General features: G+C 53.0%; 18 protein-coding genes. 14 read left to right on the plus strand and 4 right to left on the minus strand.

The genetic code is table 11. The features are described 5' to 3' along the window. Positions 1 to 79: 79 nt before the first annotated feature. The 4 genes from CPAR_RS05340 to CPAR_RS05355 are packed head-to-tail and all read left to right on the plus strand — an operon-like array spanning position 80 to position 5,064. Complete coding sequence (locus CPAR_RS05340) at positions 80 to 1,186, plus strand: ABC transporter permease (RefSeq protein ID WP_041466283.1); 1,107 nt, start codon at positions 80 to 82, stop codon at positions 1,184 to 1,186. Then, complete coding sequence (locus CPAR_RS05345) at positions 1,183 to 2,340, plus strand: ABC transporter permease (RefSeq protein ID WP_012502292.1); 1,158 nt, start codon at positions 1,183 to 1,185, stop codon at positions 2,338 to 2,340. Before CPAR_RS05340 ends, CPAR_RS05345 begins: the two co-directional genes overlap by 4 nt. A gap of 41 nt (positions 2,341 to 2,381) precedes the next feature. After that, the gene (locus CPAR_RS05350; protein WP_232203871.1) at positions 2,382 to 4,709 is read left to right on the plus strand and encodes an nSTAND3 domain-containing NTPase; all 2,328 of its coding nucleotides are present in this window, start codon (positions 2,382 to 2,384) and stop codon (positions 4,707 to 4,709) included. A 7-nt stretch (positions 4,710 to 4,716) separates the two neighbouring features. Then, a complete protein-coding gene (locus CPAR_RS05355) occupies positions 4,717 to 5,064 on the plus strand; it encodes a hypothetical protein (RefSeq protein ID WP_156773378.1) in 348 nt (115 codons plus the stop codon). On the opposite strand, the gene CPAR_RS10985 is transcribed toward CPAR_RS05355, so the two are convergent. Beyond that, positions 5,051 to 5,206: a hypothetical protein gene (locus tag CPAR_RS10985; RefSeq protein ID WP_156773379.1), complete on the minus strand. Its 156-nt coding sequence runs from the start codon at positions 5,204 to 5,206 to the stop codon at positions 5,051 to 5,053. The genes CPAR_RS05355 and CPAR_RS10985 overlap by 14 nt on opposite strands. Positions 5,207 to 5,528: 322 nt before the next feature. Here CPAR_RS10985 and CPAR_RS05360 point away from each other — a divergent pair, with 322 nt between their 5' ends. The 3 genes from CPAR_RS05360 to CPAR_RS05370 all read left to right on the plus strand — a co-directional run bounded on the left by CPAR_RS05360 (position 5,529) and on the right by CPAR_RS05370 (position 8,854). Next, positions 5,529 to 6,458, plus strand: a complete 930-nt coding sequence (locus CPAR_RS05360) for a phosphatidylglycerol lysyltransferase domain-containing protein (protein ID WP_012502295.1) — start codon at positions 5,529 to 5,531, stop codon at positions 6,456 to 6,458. A 183-nt stretch (positions 6,459 to 6,641) separates the two neighbouring features. After that, complete coding sequence (locus CPAR_RS05365; protein ID WP_012502296.1) at positions 6,642 to 8,252, plus strand: tetrathionate reductase family octaheme c-type cytochrome; 1,611 nt, start codon at positions 6,642 to 6,644, stop codon at positions 8,250 to 8,252. Further along, positions 8,249 to 8,854: a cytochrome b/b6 domain-containing protein gene (locus CPAR_RS05370; protein ID WP_012502297.1), complete on the plus strand. Its 606-nt coding sequence runs from the start codon at positions 8,249 to 8,251 to the stop codon at positions 8,852 to 8,854. The genes CPAR_RS05365 and CPAR_RS05370 overlap by 4 nt, the downstream gene beginning before the upstream one ends. Before the next feature lie 257 nt (positions 8,855 to 9,111). Here CPAR_RS05370 and CPAR_RS05375 read toward each other — a convergent pair whose 3' ends face one another. Beyond that, the gene (locus tag CPAR_RS05375; protein ID WP_012502298.1) at positions 9,112 to 9,996 is read right to left on the minus strand and encodes an ADP-polyphosphate phosphotransferase; all 885 of its coding nucleotides are present in this window, start codon (positions 9,994 to 9,996) and stop codon (positions 9,112 to 9,114) included. Between the two features lie 277 nt (positions 9,997 to 10,273). On the opposite strand from CPAR_RS05375, the gene CPAR_RS05380 reads away from it, so the two are divergent. After that, entirely contained in the window at positions 10,274 to 11,161 is an 888-nt protein-coding gene (locus tag CPAR_RS05380) for an NmrA family NAD(P)-binding protein (protein ID WP_012502299.1), read from the plus strand. Positions 11,162 to 11,437: 276 nt separating this feature from the next. Here the strand turns inward: CPAR_RS05380 and CPAR_RS05385 are convergent, their stop codons facing one another. Then, positions 11,438 to 11,665, minus strand: coding sequence for a hypothetical protein (locus CPAR_RS05385; RefSeq protein ID WP_012502300.1), 228 nt, complete (start codon positions 11,663 to 11,665; stop codon positions 11,438 to 11,440). 262 nt (positions 11,666 to 11,927) lie between these two features. Here CPAR_RS05385 and CPAR_RS05390 point away from each other — a divergent pair, with 262 nt between their 5' ends. Beyond that, the gene (locus CPAR_RS05390; RefSeq protein WP_012502301.1) at positions 11,928 to 12,620 is read left to right on the plus strand and encodes an SIR2 family NAD-dependent protein deacylase; all 693 of its coding nucleotides are present in this window, start codon (positions 11,928 to 11,930) and stop codon (positions 12,618 to 12,620) included. 69 nt (positions 12,621 to 12,689) lie between these two features. Here the strand turns inward: CPAR_RS05390 and CPAR_RS05395 are convergent, their stop codons facing one another. Then, the gene (locus CPAR_RS05395) at positions 12,690 to 13,163 is read right to left on the minus strand and encodes a DsrE family protein (protein WP_012502302.1); all 474 of its coding nucleotides are present in this window, start codon (positions 13,161 to 13,163) and stop codon (positions 12,690 to 12,692) included. 222 nt (positions 13,164 to 13,385) lie between these two features. Between CPAR_RS05395 and CPAR_RS05400 the strand changes: the two genes are divergently transcribed. The 5 genes from CPAR_RS05400 to CPAR_RS05420 all read left to right on the plus strand — a co-directional run bounded on the left by CPAR_RS05400 (position 13,386) and on the right by CPAR_RS05420 (position 17,940). Next, positions 13,386 to 14,204: an ion transporter gene (locus CPAR_RS05400; protein WP_012502303.1), complete on the plus strand. Its 819-nt coding sequence runs from the start codon at positions 13,386 to 13,388 to the stop codon at positions 14,202 to 14,204. Between the two features lie 290 nt (positions 14,205 to 14,494). Continuing rightward, the gene (locus CPAR_RS05405; protein ID WP_012502304.1) at positions 14,495 to 15,589 is read left to right on the plus strand and encodes a glycerol dehydrogenase; all 1,095 of its coding nucleotides are present in this window, start codon (positions 14,495 to 14,497) and stop codon (positions 15,587 to 15,589) included. Positions 15,590 to 15,805: 216 nt separating this feature from the next. Further along, positions 15,806 to 17,218 carry a F0F1 ATP synthase subunit beta gene (gene atpD / locus CPAR_RS05410; RefSeq protein ID WP_232203953.1) on the plus strand — a complete coding sequence of 471 codons (1,413 nt, stop codon included), beginning with the start codon at positions 15,806 to 15,808 and terminating at the stop codon, positions 17,216 to 17,218. A 1-nt stretch (position 17,219) separates the two neighbouring features. Continuing rightward, entirely contained in the window at positions 17,220 to 17,624 is a 405-nt protein-coding gene (locus tag CPAR_RS05415; protein WP_012502306.1) for a F0F1 ATP synthase subunit epsilon, read from the plus strand. Beyond that, positions 17,617 to 17,940, plus strand: coding sequence for an AtpZ/AtpI family protein (locus CPAR_RS05420; RefSeq protein ID WP_012502307.1), 324 nt, complete (start codon positions 17,617 to 17,619; stop codon positions 17,938 to 17,940). Before CPAR_RS05415 ends, CPAR_RS05420 begins: the two co-directional genes overlap by 8 nt. Position 17,941 lies beyond the last annotated feature (1 nt).

A 17,941-nucleotide genomic window follows, 5' to 3' on the forward strand; every position in this document is an offset into this window, starting at 1 on the left:
CAATTTTTGGTCATCACAACAACATCTATCAATTAGAAAGCAGCCCCAACATAGACTTATGAATGACAGATAAAGCATGATGAAACGGTTCATCGCATTCATCAGGAAAGAATTCTACCACATCGTGCGTGACCGGCGGACGGCGGCAATTCTGTTCGGGATGCCGATTCTTCAGTTGCTGCTCTTCGGCTACGCGATCCGCAACGAGGTCTCGGAAGTCCGCACGGGCATTCTCGATATGTCGCACGACACCGTCACCGAGGCGATTACCGACAAGCTGTTCTCGTCGGGCACCTTCATCTTTGCCGGTAACCTGCAGAGCGAGAAAGAGATAGCACCAGCTTTCGCGGCGGGGCAGATGAACGAGGTGGTGGTCTTCGAGCCGGACTTCGCCAGGCGGCTGCTAAAGGATGGCGTTGCGCAGATGCAGGTCGTCACGGACGGTTCCGATCCCAACGTGTCGCGCATCGTGACCGGCTACACGCAGGCGGTGGTGCGCGATTATCTTGCCGAACAGACGGACGGATCAGCCCGGCAGGCGGGCGTCGAGGCGGTGCCGCTGATGATGTTCAATCCATCGCTCAAGAGCGTCTATCTCTTCGTGCCGGGGCTGATGGCGATGATCCTGATGCTCGTGTCGGCGCTCATGACCTCCATCAGTATCACGCGCGAAAAGGAGAGCGGCACGATGGAGCTGCTCTTGGTTTCCTCGCTGCGTCCGGTGCAGATCATCGTCGGCAAGGTGGTGCCGTACCTGTTGCTCTCGTTCGTGAACGTCATCACCGTGGTGTCGCTGGCCTACTTTGTCTTCGGCGTGCCGTGCCGGGGCAACATCGCGCTGCTGCTGGTCGAGTCGCTGCTCTTCATCATGACCGCCCTCTCGCTCGGCATCATGATCTCCACTATAACCAATTCGCAGCAGGTGGCGATGATGATTTCGCTCGCCGGTCTGCTCCTGCCGACGGTGCTGCTTTCGGGTTTCATCTTCCCGATTCACAGTATGCCGTGGCCGTTGCAGGCAATCAGCAACATCATTCCCGCACGTTGGTATCTCGTTATCGTGCGCGGGATTATGCTCAAGGGCGCAGGCATCGCCGTGCTCTGGAAGGAGACCCTCATCCTGCTCGTCATGACCGTGCTTTTCATGGCGGCCAGCGTTCGGAAATTCAGCGAGAGGTTGCAATGAAGGATCGTATCCAAAAGATAAAAGCATCACTCGCCGTCGTCGGCTATCTCCTGCAAAAGGAGTTTTTGCAGATTTTCCGCAACAAGGGGATGCTGCCGATCATGTTCGTCATGCCCTTCATCCAGCTCATCATCCTCTCCAACGCGGCCACCTTCGACGTGCCTGAAGTGCCGTTCCATTTACAGGATTTCGACCGCACGGCGCTATCGGATCGGCTCGTCAAGCGTTTCACCTCAACGGGTTATTTCAAGATGACAGGGGAGTCGTTCCGGCAGGGGAACGCCATCGGCGTGCTCACCGGTAACCGGGCGGACATGGTGCTGACGATTCCGAAGGATTTCGAGCAGGAGATGATGACCACCGGCCACGCGCAGGTTCAGCTCCTGATCGACGCCGAGGACGGCTTCACTGCGGGCGTGATTCAGGGCTACGCCAACGACATCGTGGTCGCCTTCAACCGCGACCTGCCGGAGCTGCTGCCGCAACTCGCCGGAACGCAGACCGTGCTGCCGGTGATCGATATCCGGCCCAGAGGCTGGTACAATCCGGAGCTGGCCTACATCGACTACATGGTGCCGGGCGTGCTGGTGGTGCTGGTGACGCTGATCGGGCTGTTCCTGTCGGGCATGAACGTCGTGCGGGAAAAGGAGATCGGCACCATCGACCAGATCAACGTCACGCCGATCAGGCGCTGGCAGTTCATCACCGGCAAGCTGCTGCCGTTCTGGATCATCGGCCTCGGCGAGCTGACCGTTGGCCTCGTCATTGCCCGCGTCCTGTTCCACGTGCCAATGCTTGGGCATTATTACGTGATCTACCTCGTCGCGGCGATCTACCTGCTCGTGGTGCTCGGCATGGGGCTGTTGATTTCAACCGTCACCGAAAGCCAGCAGCAGGCGATGTTCATCGCCTGGTTTTTCATCGTGATTTTCGTCTTGCTCAGCGGCCTCTTCACGCCGATCCAGAGCATGCCTCACTGGGCCCAGAACCTCACCCTCGCCAACCCCGTCCGCCATTTCGTTGACATCATGCGAAGGGCAATGCTGAAAGGGTCGAATCTTGGCGATATTGCAAAGCCATTCGGAATTCTCGGAGCGGAGGCTGTGGTGATGCTGGCGCTGGCGGTGAACCGGTATCGGAAGACTTCGGAGTGAGAGGGGGGGGGCTCCTGTGTGTTTTGAAGAATTAATAGATAATGTTCGAGGTAGGAGAAAAAAAGATGTACGATTTCAAGACATTGTCTGCCTACGACTTTGAGTTGCTTGTTCGTGATCTTTTGCAAAAGAAACTTGGTATAGTACTCGAAAGCTTTAAGTCTGGGAGAGACGGTGGCGTTGATTTGCGCTATGCGCCCTCAGCTGATGATTCACTTGTAGTGCAATGCAAGCACTATGCAGAAACGGGATACTCCGGACTACTATTTGCCCTAAAAAAAGAGAATTCAAAGGTTAACCGACTTGCCCCCAATCGGTACTGTATTGCAACATCAGTTCCGCTCTCACCTGCTAACAAGCAAGAAATTCGCGCAATATTCGAACCACACTGCAAAATCGACGAAGACATCTTGGGGCTTGAGGATCTTAACAACTTGCTCACTCTTTACCCGGACATTGAGCGAAACCATTACAAGCTGTGGCTGACCAGCACGACAGTTTTAGAGCGGATCGTTCACAGTGATGTATATAATCAAACAGTGTTACTCGTTGAGTCAATACAGCGAAAAGCTCGGCTCTATGTTCAAAACAGTAGCTTTTTTGATGCCCTTAAACTGCTAAGAAGCTACAAGTATTGCATAATCTCAGGAAATCCCGGCATAGGAAAGACATTTTTAGCTGAAATGTTACTCCTTGAACATATTTGCCAAGGTTTTGAGCCGGTTGTTGTAAGAAGCCATATTTCTGAGGCCTTTAAATTACTCAAGGCCAACACGAAACAGGTCTTCTATTATGATGATTTCCTTGGTCAGACGGGATGGGAGGATAAGCTTGAGAAGAATGAAGAGCAGAGCATTTTAGATTTCGTTGCCTACGTTAGAAATCATGAGCACGCGGTTTTTATTTTAACGACTCGGGAGTATATTTTACAGCAGGCTCGAACTGTATACGAGAAACTTCATGCTGCGGATTTTGATCATGCTAAGTGCATCATTGAACTTGGATCCTACACTCGCCGAAACAAGGCTCATATCCTCTTGAATCATGTGTTCTTTTCGGACTTGACGCCAGAGCATAAAAATGCGTTAGTACGAAAGAAGAGTCTATTGGCCATTGTTGATCACAGAAATTACTCGCCTCGAATAGTGGAATGGATGTCTGGAGTCCAGAACATCCGAGACTGCACTCCGGCTGAATATCCAAATGTCTTCATAAGCACACTAAATGACCCAGAGAATCTCTGGCGGCATGCCTACCGAAACCACCTTTCTCCAGCTGCACGCAGCATGCTACTTGTACTATACTCCTTCCAAGGGTCAGTTGACTTGGAGGATTTACGGGAAGCATTTGAAGCATTCAGGCGACTGGAAGCTCAGCAACTTAGCGCGATGCGTGCTGCTAACGAGTTCACTACTGTACTTGATGAGCTAGAAGGATCATTAATTCGATGTGAACGTAATGCCTATAGTGTTGCTGTAGCTTTTCATGATCCATCAGTGCGTGACTTTCTTGAGAAGCATATGTCGATTAACTCTGATCAAGCTCTGATACTATGTGATAGTCTTGTTTTCTATGATCAATTCCGGGGAGTATTCACCCCACATGCGACACTATATCAACGAAATCCTACGCGAATTGGTGAAGGATTAGAACAGAGCGCAATTTTATCGGCAGCGCTTCGTACAGTAACGCGTGCGGCTAAAAAACCTATTTTACGCATCAATTGGGATGGAGCTGCAAGAGTCTCTAATTTAATCTGTACAAGCTTAGAGCAAAATATCGTTCATGCGATACGCATGTCAAATGATCTACCAAGCTTAGAGCGCGCTTCTTTCATAGTTCAAGTGCTGATGCACGAAGAAAAGAGAATAATAACGGGAAATGTTAATCTTTCTGATTTACCTCAAGTTATTTCAGCTGCTAAGTCAGTCCCTGAAATTTCTGATGCTTGTGAGCGATTGATTGAGTTGGCCACTCGACTCTATGAAAATACCGATGACTACGAGGAGCTTAAACAATATATAGCTCTTAAGGACTTCGTTGAGGCGGCGCCTAATGCAATTGAAGACGACAAAATTCAGGTGGTTAGAACACGTCTTATAGAGGAAGGATACGACATCTTTTATTTTGATATTAGCCGAGCTGATGACGAAAATGAACTGGATGAACTTGACAATACAGCAGCTGCTTTTGAACTGACTTTTGATGTGTCTTTGGACAGCATTCATGAGCGAATTGAAGAGGCCAAAGAGGAATTACTAACACGCATTGAGGAACCTCCTAACGACTGGCTTGACGATGAACCAAGGCAAACGCGAGACGCTGATGACACCGAAATAGTAGAGATGTTCGGATGCTTGTCGGAATGAGATACTGTTGAATAAAATTTTCCTCGCCTCATCATCCGAAATGCGCGAAGATCGCGACGCCTTCGACCTTTATTTCCGGCAACAAAACGACCGGTTGCGAAAAGTGGGCCTCTATCTGGAAATTGTCCGCTGGGAGAACTTCCTCGACGCGATGTCCAGCACCCGGATGCAGAACGAATACAACGAAGCAATCCGCAATTGCGACCTCTTCGTCAGCCTCTTCAAAACCAAAACCGGCAAATACACCGAAGAAGAGTTCGACGTCGCTCACCAAACCTTCAAAGACACCGGCAAACCGCTGATCTACACCTGGTTCAAAGACGCTTACGTTTCCAACCAGCTCACTCAATATTGACGATCTGATCTCTCTGACAAGTTTCCAGAAAAAGCTCGGCGACCTCGGCCACTACCACACCGAGTACAAATCCATCGAAGACCTGCAAAAGCAATTCCGCGACCAGCTCGACAAACTCCGTGACGAAGGGAAGCTTTGACAACAGAACAGAAGATGTACTGGATTGCCACGTCGCCGTGCTTTTCGCAATGACAAAGATGTATCAGCATAGGGGGATGGCACATTCTTGATACCCACAGTTATTTCAATATCCATAACTTTACATAATTTATATTATACAACAATAACAAGTTCCAGCGGGAACTGGCTGATGGAACATGATCATGAGAGTTGTTCATAGCCTATCAAAACATCATCCATGGTTTGTGAAACTTCACTGTGGAGTCCTAAGTTGTGCAATATAGAATCTGATTTGTGGAACTCGCTTCCAATAGATTTTCGATAGTAATTCTTATGCAGTAAACATGGGTATGTCACTTCCTTCGAGCTGGCTCAGTATTGATGGCTCCGAACCACAGTACCATGAAGTTAAACTTCCCATATCCCGTCATACATGGCTTCCGTTTGCGGACGTCCCGCACTCTTACGATCATGTTGCCCTTTATAACGACCTGAAAAACGCATACCCCGAGGGTTTTGTCATCCGTGGGTGTCCTCCTGAGATCAGCCAACTCTTTCATGCATTGCGGCACGACACCTGCCGCACAGGAGTCGATGCCGTCATCGACCTGTCCGACCGTTCCCACTTCGATGGGAAAAAGGTTCTGGCTGCACTCAAGCGCGGATGGCGTCACGGATCGGTTGAAGAGATTCCTCTGAACAAAGATCACGCCGATCGGCTTCAGCTTCTCATATCCGAATCATCGCATGCCGGAAAACCGCCATTGAAACATCTGTTCCGGAACGATCCTCTGAATGCCTCCAGATGCTTTGTTTTTCGCTCATTTTCCGGGCACTGGCTGGCCTGCCTGACGCTGACCAGACAGACAGAAAATGCTTACCGTACTGAATTGATGATTCGCAACCGACATGCTCCTGGAGACATCATGGAGTGTCTGATTGCCGATGCGGCAGAAATACTTCGATCAGAAGGCGCAGCCGAATTAAGTCTGGGCGAAGTGCCGTTTATGCTTCATGAAGACGATAACAGGCCGTTAAGCATCATAGAACGATTGCTGTTTTCCGCAGCACCTTTGTTCAGGCACGCCTATGATTACCACGGGCTGTACCATTTCAAGAACAAGTTCCGTCCAGTCTGGCGCACCATGCGGCTCTGCGCTGGACCCGGCGTCTGGTTGTCGCCATCTCTCCTCGTTGAACTTGCTCATTCGATGGGGTTTATCGATTTACTGACTGACCGGACACTTTTTCACTGGCTTGAACCCTCCAGTTAATTTCAACCAATCTCCAAGCTTCGGCATATCTCATCCCGCATAAATTCTTCAACAGATATTCTCTTCTCATTTTAGTTGCGTCACGAATATCGCTACACGATTGTTAACTCTTTATAAATAAAAAAGTTATCCGTATAATTGACTTGACATAGTTCTTCTATCAGCAACCAAACCCAGGCGCTTATGAAACTCTCGCTGATAGGCCGGTTTGTGCCGGTTATGATTACTTCCCTTCTCTTCAGCACGCCGCTTCCAGCTGTTGAGTTCCATCAGCATCTCGATTCTCTGTCGCTTTCCACGGCAGACCACACCAAATTCAAGCAGTTGCAGAAGGACTTTAAAAGCGGTCCCGAAGTGACCAAAGCGTGCCTTGAGTGCCATACTGAGGCCGCAAAGCAGGTGCACCGCACCAAGCACTGGACGTGGGAGGTGCCGATGAAGGATGGCAAGATGCTCGGAAAGCGTCATGTAGTCAACAACTTCTGCATCTCTGTCGAGGGCAACGAGCCTCGCTGCACCTCCTGCCACGTCGGCTACGGTTGGAAGGACAACAGCTTCGATTTCGCCAGCCAGGAGCAGGTCGACTGCCTGGTCTGCCACGACGGTACGGCAACCTACAAAAAACTGCCGCCCGGTGCTGGCCATCCGGCTTATAAGGAGACCAAGGTCGAAGGCAAGGTCTGGCCGAAGGTTGATCTTGCTTATGTTGCGCAGCACATCCAGAACCCCGATCGCCACAACTGCGGACAGTGCCATTTCGAAGGCGGCGGTGCGGATGCGGTCAAGCACGGCGACTTGGACAATTCGATGGTGCACCCGTCCGAGTCACTCGACGTGCACATGGCTTCCGGCAAAGATCAGCTCAACATGACCTGCATCGACTGCCACAAGACCACCGGCCACCAGGTGCCGGGCAGCCGCTACACGCCTCATGCAAGCGACGCGCACGGTTTCGACTATCCCCTGCCGGACGACTTCCCCGCCACGTGCAGTTCGTGCCACGGTCTGGAGCCGCACAAGAAAAACAAAAAGCTGAACGACCACATCGCGCGCGTCGCCTGCCAGACCTGCCATATTCCGTATATCGCCAAGGAGCGGGCTACCAAGATGTGGTGGGACTGGTCGAAGGCAGGAATAAAAGACAAGGAGGGCAAAGAAATCACCAAAAAGGATTCGACGGGAATGCCCTCATACGTCACCAAAAAGGGTGAATTCAAATGGGCTAAAAACGTCGCACCCGAGTATCGCTGGTTCAACGGCAACATGAACCAGATAACCTTCATGAACACCATCGACGACAAAAAGGTCGTCCAAATCAACCACCCGGACGGCAGTTGCGCGGACAGCAGGTCGAGAATCTGGCCCTTCAAAGTACATCGTGGCAAACAGCCATACGACGCCGAGCTGAAGCGATTTGTCAAACCGAAACTCTTCGGCCCAAAAGGCTCGGGAGCCTACTGGTCGGACTTCGACTGGGGCAAGTCCATCGAGGTTGGCATGAAGAATGCCGGGATGGACTACAGCGGCAAATACGGCTTTGTTGAGACCGAAATGTACTGGCCGATCAACCACATGGTTGCCCCCAAAGAGGATGCGCTCGCCTGTGCGGAATGTCACGCCCGACACGGCCGTCTCGATCAGCTCTGCGGAATCTATATGCCTGGACGCGACGCCAATCCCGTTGTGGAGATTATAGGTCTCATCGTTATTGTGGGATCGGTTGTCGGCGTTTCAGTGCATAGCGTCATGCGGTATATCAGCAACCGGAATATCGGAAAAGGAGGACACGAATGAGAAGGGTCTATCTCTACGCACGCTTCCAACGCTTCTGGCACTGGATGCAGGCCATCATCATCCTCGGACTCCTGTTTACCGGTCTGGAGGTGCATGGCCTGTTCCTCGGGATCGATTACGAATTGGCCTGCAAGCTGCACAACGCTCTGGCGTTCGGTCTGCTTGGTTTCATTTTCCTCGCCTTCTTCTGGTATATCACCACTGGTGACTTCCGTCAGTACCTTACCGAAGGCAACCTGCTCGAAAAGATCATGATGCAGGTGCGCTACTACATGATCGGGATTTTCAAGAACGAGCCCCACCCGTTCAAGAAAAACGAGATTTCGCGTCTCAACCCGTTGCAGCGCATCACCTACCTGCTGCTGACGCTCATCGGTTTACCGATGCAGATCATCGTCGGGTTTGTCTACTACTACTTCAATGAACTGGTCGCCATGGGTATGCCTGCGAACTGGCTCGGCCCCATCGCCTGGCTGCACACGCTTCTGGCTTACCTGCTGATCGGGTTCGTGGTGATGCACATTTACATGACCACCACCGGCCACACGCTGACCTCTAACATCAAGGCCATGGTCACCGGCTGGGAAGAGGTTGAAGAGTAGTTGACAGTTGATAATGAACTAATGAAAAAAGCTGCCCTGATTTTTTTCTGGGGCAGCTTTTTTTTGTGACTGGCCGATCTGATAAACCGTGAGGCTCTTGCTGTAGGGGCAACCCTTGCAGTTGCCCTTTTACAGGTAAATCTGAATCTCAATAGAAAAAACAGGGCGAGCACACAGGTTCGCCCCTAAGAAATTGGCCGATTTCTGCCCGTCCAATAGCTATACTCCTCCCATTTTTCATTATCCATTCTCAACTGTCACTTCCCATTCTCCGGATTTTCGAGACGCTTGCGGATATCGAGCAGCTCCTTGTGCCGTTCGGGACTGGTTTCGGGATAGGTTAGCTTCAAGCCTTCGAGCGTTTCGAGCACAATGCTGGAAACGAACAAACGGGCGTTCTTTTTGTCATCAGCAGGAATGATGTACCAGGGCGCATCTTTGGTGCTGGTGCCCTCGATGCAGGCTTCGTAGGCCTCCATGTACTGATCCCAGAACTTCCGTTCTTCGAGATCGGCCACGCTGAACTTCCAGTTCTTCTCGGGATTATCGATCCGTTCAAGAAAACGCAGGCGCTGCTCCTCTTTCGACAAGTGCAGATAGAATTTGAGGATACGGGTGCCGTTCAAATGCAGATGTTGCTCCTGATTGACAATCGATCGATAGCGATGTTCCCAAACCTTGCCATGGTTGGTCAGTTCATCAGGGATGTTCTGGCTTTTGAGAATTTCGGGATGCACCCGCACGATCAGCACCTCTTCGTAATAGGAGCGGTTAAAAATGCCGATGCGTCCACGTTCGGGAAGCCCGCAATTGGTGCGCCAGAGAAAATCGTGTTCAAGCTCCATGATCGACGGATGCTTGAAGCTGTGCACCTGGCACCCCTGTGGATTCACGCCCGACATCACATGCTTGATGACGCTATCCTTACCCGCTGCGTCCATAGCCTGAAAAATCAGCAGCAAGGCGTAGCGATTGTCGGCGTAGAGAATGTTCTGAATGCCGCTCAACTGATCGACGTGATCGGCAAGCATCTCCTTGTACTCATCTTTCGAGTCATAGACCGGCTTGATGCGGGTCGGGCGTTTGTCGAGACGGAGTTTCCCGCTTCCGTCATATCTGAACTGCTTGAGATCGAACTTCATGGGTGCTGCTCCTGTAACCAGTTGACGAAAACTGCAAAATCAGCTTGTAAAGCTTGTTGTATCATCAGTTAGCTTTCTTCCAAGTTCGCAAAAAACAGAATTGAATCATATCTTTTTATAAGAGGCGAACAAAATTTGCCTGTTCATGAAAAAAGCCCATCAGGAACCGTTTAAATGCTTGATTGGGTTGATCTTAATTATAGAAGATCAGGAATTACGGCAACCATGATGCCCGAGCTCGAAGCCGCTCAGGTGTCGAAACATAAAAACAACCACTATGCATTACGTTATTACCGGTTCACTGGGCCACATTGGCAAACCGCTGGTCACGCAACTCTGCAAAGAGGGGCATTCGGTAACCGTCATCAGCAGCCATGTTGAAACAACAAAACAGATTGAAGCGCTCGGTGCTAAAGCGGCTATCGGCACTGTCGAAGATGTCCAGTTCCTGACCGAAACGTTCCGGGGAGCGGATGCGGTGTTCACCATGATTCCTCCGCAGTACGAAGGCAATGACTGGAAAGCCTGGATCGTCTCGATTGGCAACAATTACATCAGCGCAATCAAAGCCTCTGGCGTGAAACAGGTCGTCAACCTCAGCAGCATCGGTGCGCACCTGGTTGACAAATGCGGTCCGGTCAGCGCTCTCGCGAAAGTCGAGCTTGCGATGGATGCCATGAGCGGGGTAAATGTACGGCACCTTCGTCCAGGCTACTTTTACACCAACTTCCTGGACAGCGTTCAGGAGATCAAGCAGAAAGGCGTCATGAGCGGCAACTACGGCCCTGACGTCAAGATGGTGCTGGTCCACCCTGCCGATATCGCCGAGCACGCCGCCAAAGCGCTAAAGGATAAATACCACATCGGCAGAGGCTTCAGCTACATCGCCAGCGACGAAAAAACTCCAGCCGAAATTGTCGAACTGATCGGCAAGGCGATGAACAAGCCCGATCTCGCCTGGGTCGAGCGCACCGACAGTGAAGAGCTTGACGAAATGCTGGCAGTCGGGGTTCCCGAAGAGACGGCAAAGAACTACGTCGAAATGGGTGCTGCCCTGCGCCTTGGCCACATGAGCGCCGACTATTTCCGTAACCGCCCGGTCATGGCCGGATGGAGAACGTTCGAATCATTCCTTCCCGAGCTTGTAGCTGCCGCTAAAGGATGATGAATCTGCTTGAAGGGCTGTGCTGAAAGGCACGGCCCTTTTGCTTTTTCACCAGCCAGCAATCAACCCTGAAATAACGGCATCACCTGCTCATTCACCCCTGCGCGGGACTCCCTCTCTCAAACGTCTACAACCGAGCTGTCTGCAGACAATCACCTGACGTTCCCAAAACACGAGGTTTATACGGATGCCTCGGCAATGCGAAAACCCGGCGATTGCCGGGTTTTCATAAAGTTCTGATCATGCAGAGAAATCTTGAGGACACTCCCCTTCAGCTCAATCGTTCGAAGAGAATGGATCATGCAATTTATCTTCCAGACTGACATGCTCGGGAGCCATGCCAGACTGTGCCACGGCGGCACGACGCTCTTTCATCATGGTATTGGCGAAAAACATACCAGCCCCGGCAACAAGCAGTCCCGACACTCCACAGGAAACAACGGCAACTCCAAGTGGAGGAAACATGAGCGCTCCTCCGGTAACAGCAGCAGCTTCTTTAAGCATAGTAACTCCCGTTTGTTGTGGATAACAATCTTCGGATAACAATAATTTTTAATATACAATCATTTCCCGATTATGCAGAATTCATCCCATCGCGAAGGTTACGCTTAAGCAACCAATCACTTTACCCTCTTCCCCATCCGCCTTTTTGAGCACATCATCAAGCAAAGAAAAAGGTCAGGAAAAGCTCAAATCACGGCAAACCTGTATTTTGGAACTATGCATTGCAACCATGTTCTGACAATAATCGAGAACTGATCAACCGATGAAAAAGATCAACCCGACAGCATATCAGCGAATTGTCTTCTTTACCGGTGCAGGCATGTCCGCCGAAAGCGGCATTCCCACCTATCGGGGCAAAGGAGGCTTCTGGAGCCAGTGCGACTATGAGGAGTATGCCTGCCAGGAAGCCTTCGAGCGCCAGCCCGAAAAGGTGTTGCATTTTCACGAACTGCGGCGTCAGGCGGTGCTCGATTGCGAGCCGCACGAGGGGCACCGGGTGATCTCCGGAATGCCGGAGACTTTCGTGATTACACAGAATATCGACGGTATGCACCAGCGCGCGGGCTCGAAAAAGGTCATCGAACTGCACGGAAGCCTGTGGCAATTGCGATGCGAGGAGTGTGAAACGATGAAAGAAGATTTCGGGCGAGAGTACGAAACGTTACGATGCGACTGCGGCTGCTGGCTCCGACCCGCAATCACCTGGTTCGGCGACAGGCTCGATGAAGTCGTGATGCAGCAAGCCTCGGAAATCATCGCATCGTGCGATCTGTTCATCAGCATCGGCACCTCGGGAACCGTGTGGCCAGCTGCAGGATTTCCCGAACTTGCCCGGCAATCCGGAGCCTATTGCATTGAAATCAACCCCGAGCCATCGGGCGCAACCAGTTACCACCAAACCATTCGGGGCAAAGCCGGACGCGTGCTGCCAGAGCTGTTTGCGCGGGAAACATAAAGGGCGCGTTTTCTGACCGGCAGCAAAGCCTATCACGAAAAAGCGCCCTGAAAAAATTATCCGAGAGGATCAGTACGTCAACAGCTTGATGCCCTCTTCAGCCATCGCAGCAGCAATAACCGGCGGTTTGGCAACGGTAACACCAGCGATAAGATCCGACGGCTGCTTGCCTGTGTTAGGAAGATAAAGCGGGCAAACCTCGACTTTGACGCCTTTGGCGATCAGCCCCTTGAGCAGCATCTGGGGTGACTTGTTGAGCGGCTTGAACATCTTTTCCTGGCTGCCTTTCAGGGCAAGCTCGCCAGCCTCGCCGCAAAGCAGCACGCGAACGGAACGGCCCTGATTGAGGGTCTGGGTTGACAGCACCATTGCCATCATCTGCGCCATGGAATCGTCCGAGGTGACGATCACGAACAGGCCTTTATTGCTGCTCTGCACAGTAGCCTGTGGTTCGGCTGAGGCAGTATTGACCGATGTGCCAAACGAAAAAAGAAGGGCAAGAGTTAACGCGAGAGCGGTCATCGACTTTCTGAACATTGACATAAAAAATGCTCCTATGTTTTCAGATTAACGGGAAATTAACGGGCTTAAGATAACACTTAACGCCCTGAATAAAGCCATCGTTCGCAAATCTTTTCACAAAATCACTTTTTCTGGCTGCTTTTCCAGGTAGCAGAGCATCGGTTTCGTATCAAGGCCGGGCTATCGTATATTTTTCTCTGAACATCGATCCGCTCCGGTCGAAACAAGAAAAAACGCCCCGACATGACATCCAGAAAGAACTTGCGGCAGAAACTGCACCACATCATCTTCGATTACGATACGATTCCCGCCAAAGCGTTCGATCTGGTGTTGATTGTGGCTATCCTGCTGAGCGTAACGGCTGTGATGCTCGATACTGTCAGCTCGATTCGCATCGGTTATGGCGAGCTGCTGTACGGACTCGAATGGTTCTTTACGATACTCTTCACCGTTGAATATCTGATCAGGATTTACGCTTCGGATTCCAGAGCGCGATACATCTTCAGCTTTTATGGCATCATCGACCTGCTGGCGATTCTGCCAACCTATTTCAGCATCTTCGTACCCGGCACCCAATACCTGCTCGTCATCCGCTTTTTCCGGGTGCTCCGAATCTTCCGATTGCTTAAACTGGTCAAGTTCGTCCAGGAAGCCGAGTTCGTCAAAGCCTCACTGATCGCCTCAAGCCGCAAAATTGTCTTCTTCCTCTTCTTCGTTCTGGTAACAGTGAGCATTATCGGGGCGCTCATGTACCTTATCGAGGGTGAAGAGAGCGGATTCACCAGTATCCCCAAAGGGGTATATTGGGCAATCGTCACCATCACGACGGTCGGCTATGGCGACATCTACCCGCAGACCGTGCTCGGGCGTACCCTCGCCTCCCTGCTTATGATCGTCGGCTACAGTATCATCGCCGTTCCGACCGGCATCGTCAGCGCTGAAATGGCTGCAATGCACGAAAAAATCGAGGCTGGCAACAAAAAAGAGGTTTCCTGCTGCGAATCTACCAAACACGACAAAGACGCCTGCTTCTGCAAAATCTGTGGCCGACCTCTGGGTTGAGATTCCACAATCACTCCCCTTCTTTATCCCTGCGACTGAGGCATAATGCCAGTATGAAGTTGTTCCTGTAAATGCCCCTGTTGTTTAATGAACGTTGGTTTTTCGACGATGTTACCGGTTCTTCTTGATTTGTTTTTTCGGTTAGAGTGGTGCTTTGCTCTGTAAAGCTCTTTATCTCTTCCCGCACAACCGAACAAACCCGTCTTTCGCAAGCAATTCAACTTGTGTACTTTACACGATCCTAAACATTCGAAGACAGCCACGTAATCTGTCTTAAATCGTATCCACCTATGCTAAACAAAGTCTTTTTTCCGGGGAAATATATTCAGGGAGCAGGCGCGCTCGACGAGTTGCCTGAGCTTATCCGCTCATTCGGCAAATGCGGCTTGCTGCTCGGGTCGCCGACGGTGCTGGAAACAATCCTTCCGGACAGCGGTCTGGATGTTCAAAGCGGGCTGTTGAATACCGAGCTGTTTCATGGCGAGTGCTCGGCAACCGAGCTGTCGAGACTGGAAAAAGTGATCCGTGAGCGGAAAAGCGACGTGCTGGTGGGTATGGGTGGCGGCAAAACGATCGACGCTGCCAAGGTCGCTGCTGATCGCGCTGGCGTTCCGGTCATCATCGTACCGACCATCGCATCAACCGATGCTCCATGCAGCGGTTGCGCCGTGGTCTATTCCGACGATGGCGCGTTCGAATCGGTCGCGTATCAGAAATCGAATCCGGCGGCGGTGCTGGTGGATCTGAACATTATCGCCAAGGCTCCGGCCCGGTTCCTCGTAGCTGGTATGGGCGACGCACTGGCCACCTGGTTCGAAGCGCGCTCGTGCAGCGCCACCAAATCCCCGAATTCGTGCGGCGGACTCAGCACCCTGACCGGCCTCAGCCTCGCGCAGCTCTGTTACGACACGCTACTCCAGTACGGAAACGCGGCCCGCATCGCAGCTGAACAGCAGGTGATCACGCCCGCACTTGAACACATCGTCGAAGCCAACATCCTTCTGAGCGGTGTGGGATTTGAGAGCGGCGGACTGGCCAGTGCGCATTCGATTCACAACGGACTCACGGCGCTGCCCGAAACGCACCGCTTTTATCACGGCGAAAAGGTGGCGTTTGGCACGCTTGCGGGACTGCACCTCACCGATGCAGATCCGGCTGAAATCGAGACAGTGTACAGCTTCTGCGAACAGGTCGGCCTACCGACCACGCTTGCCGACATCGGCCTCGAAAACGCCGACCCTGCGAAACTGATGCCGGCTGCCGAAAAAGCCTGTGCTCCGAGCGAATGCATCCACAACGAAGCCGGAACAGTCACGCCAAACAAAGTGCTGCACGCCATGCTTGCCGCCGACGCTTACGGCCAGCAGCGCAGGCGAAAGGTCTGATTCCCCCTCGCCGAAAGCCGCAGCTTTTGACTTATCCCGGCGGATTCGCTACTATTCTTACACGGCCTGACCTTTCAAGCCAACCGGGCAGACCAGCCCTCTGTGCCTCCAAAAGAGATCGATCTGCCCAACAGAAGCGGGAGAATCGTGACCGAGCAAGTAACAAAGCCGGAACATTCGGGAATCGTCACTTCGATCCGCGGAAGCGTGGTCGATATGCGCTTCGATGAGCTTCTGCCGTCGATCTACTCGGTCGTCAAAACCGGGCGAGAGATGGAGGTGGTTATCGAGATTCTCATGCAGCTTGACCGTCGCCACGTGCGAGGTATCGCCCTGACGCCGACCGAGGGCCTCTGCCGCGGCATGAAAGCCCTGAACACCGGCGCACCGCTCAAAGCTCCCGTCGGCAAAGGGACGCTGTCCCGCATGTTCGACGTCTTCGGCAACGCCATCGACCGGGGCGGCCCGCTCTCCAACGTCACCTGGCGCTCGGTGCACGGCGCGCCTCCCCCGCTCTCCCGACGCTCGACGAAAGCCGAGGTGTTCCAGACCGGCATCAAGATCATCGACCTGCTCGTGCCCCTCGAACGCGGCGGCAAGGCCGGACTGTTCGGCGGCGCGGGCGTCGGCAAGACCGTGCTGCTGACCGAGATGATCCACAACATGGTGAGCACGGAGAGCGGCGTGAGCATCTTCTGCGGCATCGGCGAGCGGTGCCGCGAGGGCGAGGAGCTCTATCGCGACATGAGCGAGGCGGGCGTGCTCGACAACATGGTGATGGTGTTCGGCCAGATGAACGAACCGCCCGGAAGCCGCTTCCGCGTTGGCCTTGCCGCGCTGACGATGGCCGAGTACTTTCGGGACGACCTGCATCAGGATGTGCTGCTGCTCATCGATAACATCTTCCGCTTCATCCAGGCCGGTTCGGAAATTTCCGGCATGACCGGCCAGATGCCCTCCCGACTCGGCTACCAGCCGACCATCGGCACCGAACTCTCCGCCCTCGAAGAGCGCATCGCCAACACCGGCACGGGCGCGATCACCTCGATTCAGGCGGTCTATGTGCCCGCCGACGACTTCACCGACCCGGCAGCGGTGCACACCTTTTCGCACCTCTCGGCCTCGCTGGTGCTGTCGCGCAAACGGGCGGGAGAAGGGTTCTACCCGGCGGTCGATCCGCTCTCGTCCGGCTCGAAGATGGCCGGCGAGAGCATCGTTGGTCGCCGCCACTACGATCTGGCGCGCGAAGTGCGGCGGGTACTCGCGCAGTACGCCGAGCTGAAGGACATCATCGCCATGCTCGGCCTTGAACAGCTCTCGGCGGAGGATCGTCGCCTTGTCGGACGGGCTCGACGGCTCGAACGATTCTTCACCCAGCCATTTTTCACGACCGAACAGTTTTCCGGGCTCAAAGGCAAAAGTGTGCCGATTACCGATACCATCGACGGCTGCGAACGCATCCTGCGCGACGAGTTCGAGAACTACCCGGAACGGGCGCTCTATATGATCGGCTCCATCGCGGAAGCTCAAGAGAAAGTCGAGATCGAAAAGAACGAGACCGCCAAGCAGCCAGAAGCGGGAACAATGACTCAAGGGTCAGCAACAGTCAAACCGGAAGGAGGAAACTGAAATGCTTGCCGACTCGATGCATCTGAAAATCCTGCTGCCGTACAAGGTGTTCGCCGTAAAAGAGAATGTGGTGGACATCGTGGCCGAAACGGAGAAGGGCTCCTACGGCGTTCTGCCGAACCGGCTCGACTGCATCGCGCCGCTTGTGCCGGGCATTCTGATGTATAAGACTGCCAACGAAGGAGAAACCTTCGTTGCGGTCGATCAGGGCATTCTCGTCAAAACCGGCCCCGAGGTCGTCGTATCGGTGCGTCACGCCATTGGCGGTGTCGATCTCGGCCAGCTCGAATCGGCGGTGAAGCAGCAGTTTCTCGATCTCGATGAGCGGGAACGCAGCGTGCGCGGTACGATGGCCAAGCTGGAGAGCAGCTTCATCCGGCGCTACATGGAGCTGAAGCATGAATGAACGCGAGCACGGCAAACTGTCGGCAGACGAAAAGCCGCTTGAAAAGCGCGTCGGCGACAGTGAACTGCGCAAAATCATGGCGCGGAAAAACGCGAACCGGAGCATCTGGGAGGGATTCGCTATGTTCGGCATCATCGGCTGGGCGGTGGCGATTCCGACGCTCGTCGGCGTGGCGGTCGGCGTCTGGCTCGACCGGCACTACCCGTCGCCTCACTCCTGGACGCTGACCATGATCGTCATCGGCGTAGTGATCGGCTGCCTGAACGCCTGGCACTGGGTCTCGGAGGAAAACCGGAATATCGACAAGGAGGAGTGAC

The sequence above is a fragment of the Chlorobaculum parvum NCIB 8327 genome (genome assembly GCF_000020505.1).
GTDB lineage: Bacteria > Bacteroidota > Chlorobiia > Chlorobiales > Chlorobiaceae > Chlorobaculum > Chlorobaculum parvum_A.

What these genes read in the sequence shown, in the direction of transcription:
- CPAR_RS05360 (WP_012502295.1), top strand. Translation starts at nt 5,529, where the DNA reads ATGGGTATGTCACTTCCTTCGAGCTGGCTCAGTATTGATGGCTCCGAA.
- CPAR_RS05390 (WP_012502301.1), top strand. Translation starts at nt 11,928, where the DNA reads ATGAAAAAGATCAACCCGACAGCATATCAGCGAATTGTCTTCTTTACC.
- CPAR_RS05395 (WP_012502302.1), bottom strand. Translation starts at nt 13,163, where the DNA reads ATGTCAATGTTCAGAAAGTCGATGACCGCTCTCGCGTTAACTCTTGCC.
- CPAR_RS05370 (WP_012502297.1), top strand. Translation starts at nt 8,249, where the DNA reads ATGAGAAGGGTCTATCTCTACGCACGCTTCCAACGCTTCTGGCACTGG.
- CPAR_RS05385 (WP_012502300.1), bottom strand. Translation starts at nt 11,665, where the DNA reads ATGCTTAAAGAAGCTGCTGCTGTTACCGGAGGAGCGCTCATGTTTCCT.
- CPAR_RS05380 (WP_012502299.1), top strand. Translation starts at nt 10,274, where the DNA reads ATGCATTACGTTATTACCGGTTCACTGGGCCACATTGGCAAACCGCTG.
- CPAR_RS05375 (WP_012502298.1), bottom strand. Translation starts at nt 9,996, where the DNA reads ATGAAGTTCGATCTCAAGCAGTTCAGATATGACGGAAGCGGGAAACTC.
- CPAR_RS05350 (WP_232203871.1), top strand. Translation starts at nt 2,382, where the DNA reads ATGTTCGAGGTAGGAGAAAAAAAGATGTACGATTTCAAGACATTGTCT.
- CPAR_RS05400 (WP_012502303.1), top strand. Translation starts at nt 13,386, where the DNA reads ATGACATCCAGAAAGAACTTGCGGCAGAAACTGCACCACATCATCTTC.
- CPAR_RS05405 (WP_012502304.1), top strand. Translation starts at nt 14,495, where the DNA reads ATGCTAAACAAAGTCTTTTTTCCGGGGAAATATATTCAGGGAGCAGGC.
- CPAR_RS05420 (WP_012502307.1), top strand. Translation starts at nt 17,617, where the DNA reads ATGAATGAACGCGAGCACGGCAAACTGTCGGCAGACGAAAAGCCGCTT.
- CPAR_RS05365 (WP_012502296.1), top strand. Translation starts at nt 6,642, where the DNA reads ATGAAACTCTCGCTGATAGGCCGGTTTGTGCCGGTTATGATTACTTCC.
- CPAR_RS05345 (WP_012502292.1), top strand. Translation starts at nt 1,183, where the DNA reads ATGAAGGATCGTATCCAAAAGATAAAAGCATCACTCGCCGTCGTCGGC.
- CPAR_RS05340 (WP_041466283.1), top strand. Translation starts at nt 80, where the DNA reads ATGAAACGGTTCATCGCATTCATCAGGAAAGAATTCTACCACATCGTG.
- CPAR_RS05415 (WP_012502306.1), top strand. Translation starts at nt 17,220, where the DNA reads ATGCTTGCCGACTCGATGCATCTGAAAATCCTGCTGCCGTACAAGGTG.
- atpD (WP_232203953.1), top strand. Translation starts at nt 15,806, where the DNA reads ATGCGCTTCGATGAGCTTCTGCCGTCGATCTACTCGGTCGTCAAAACC.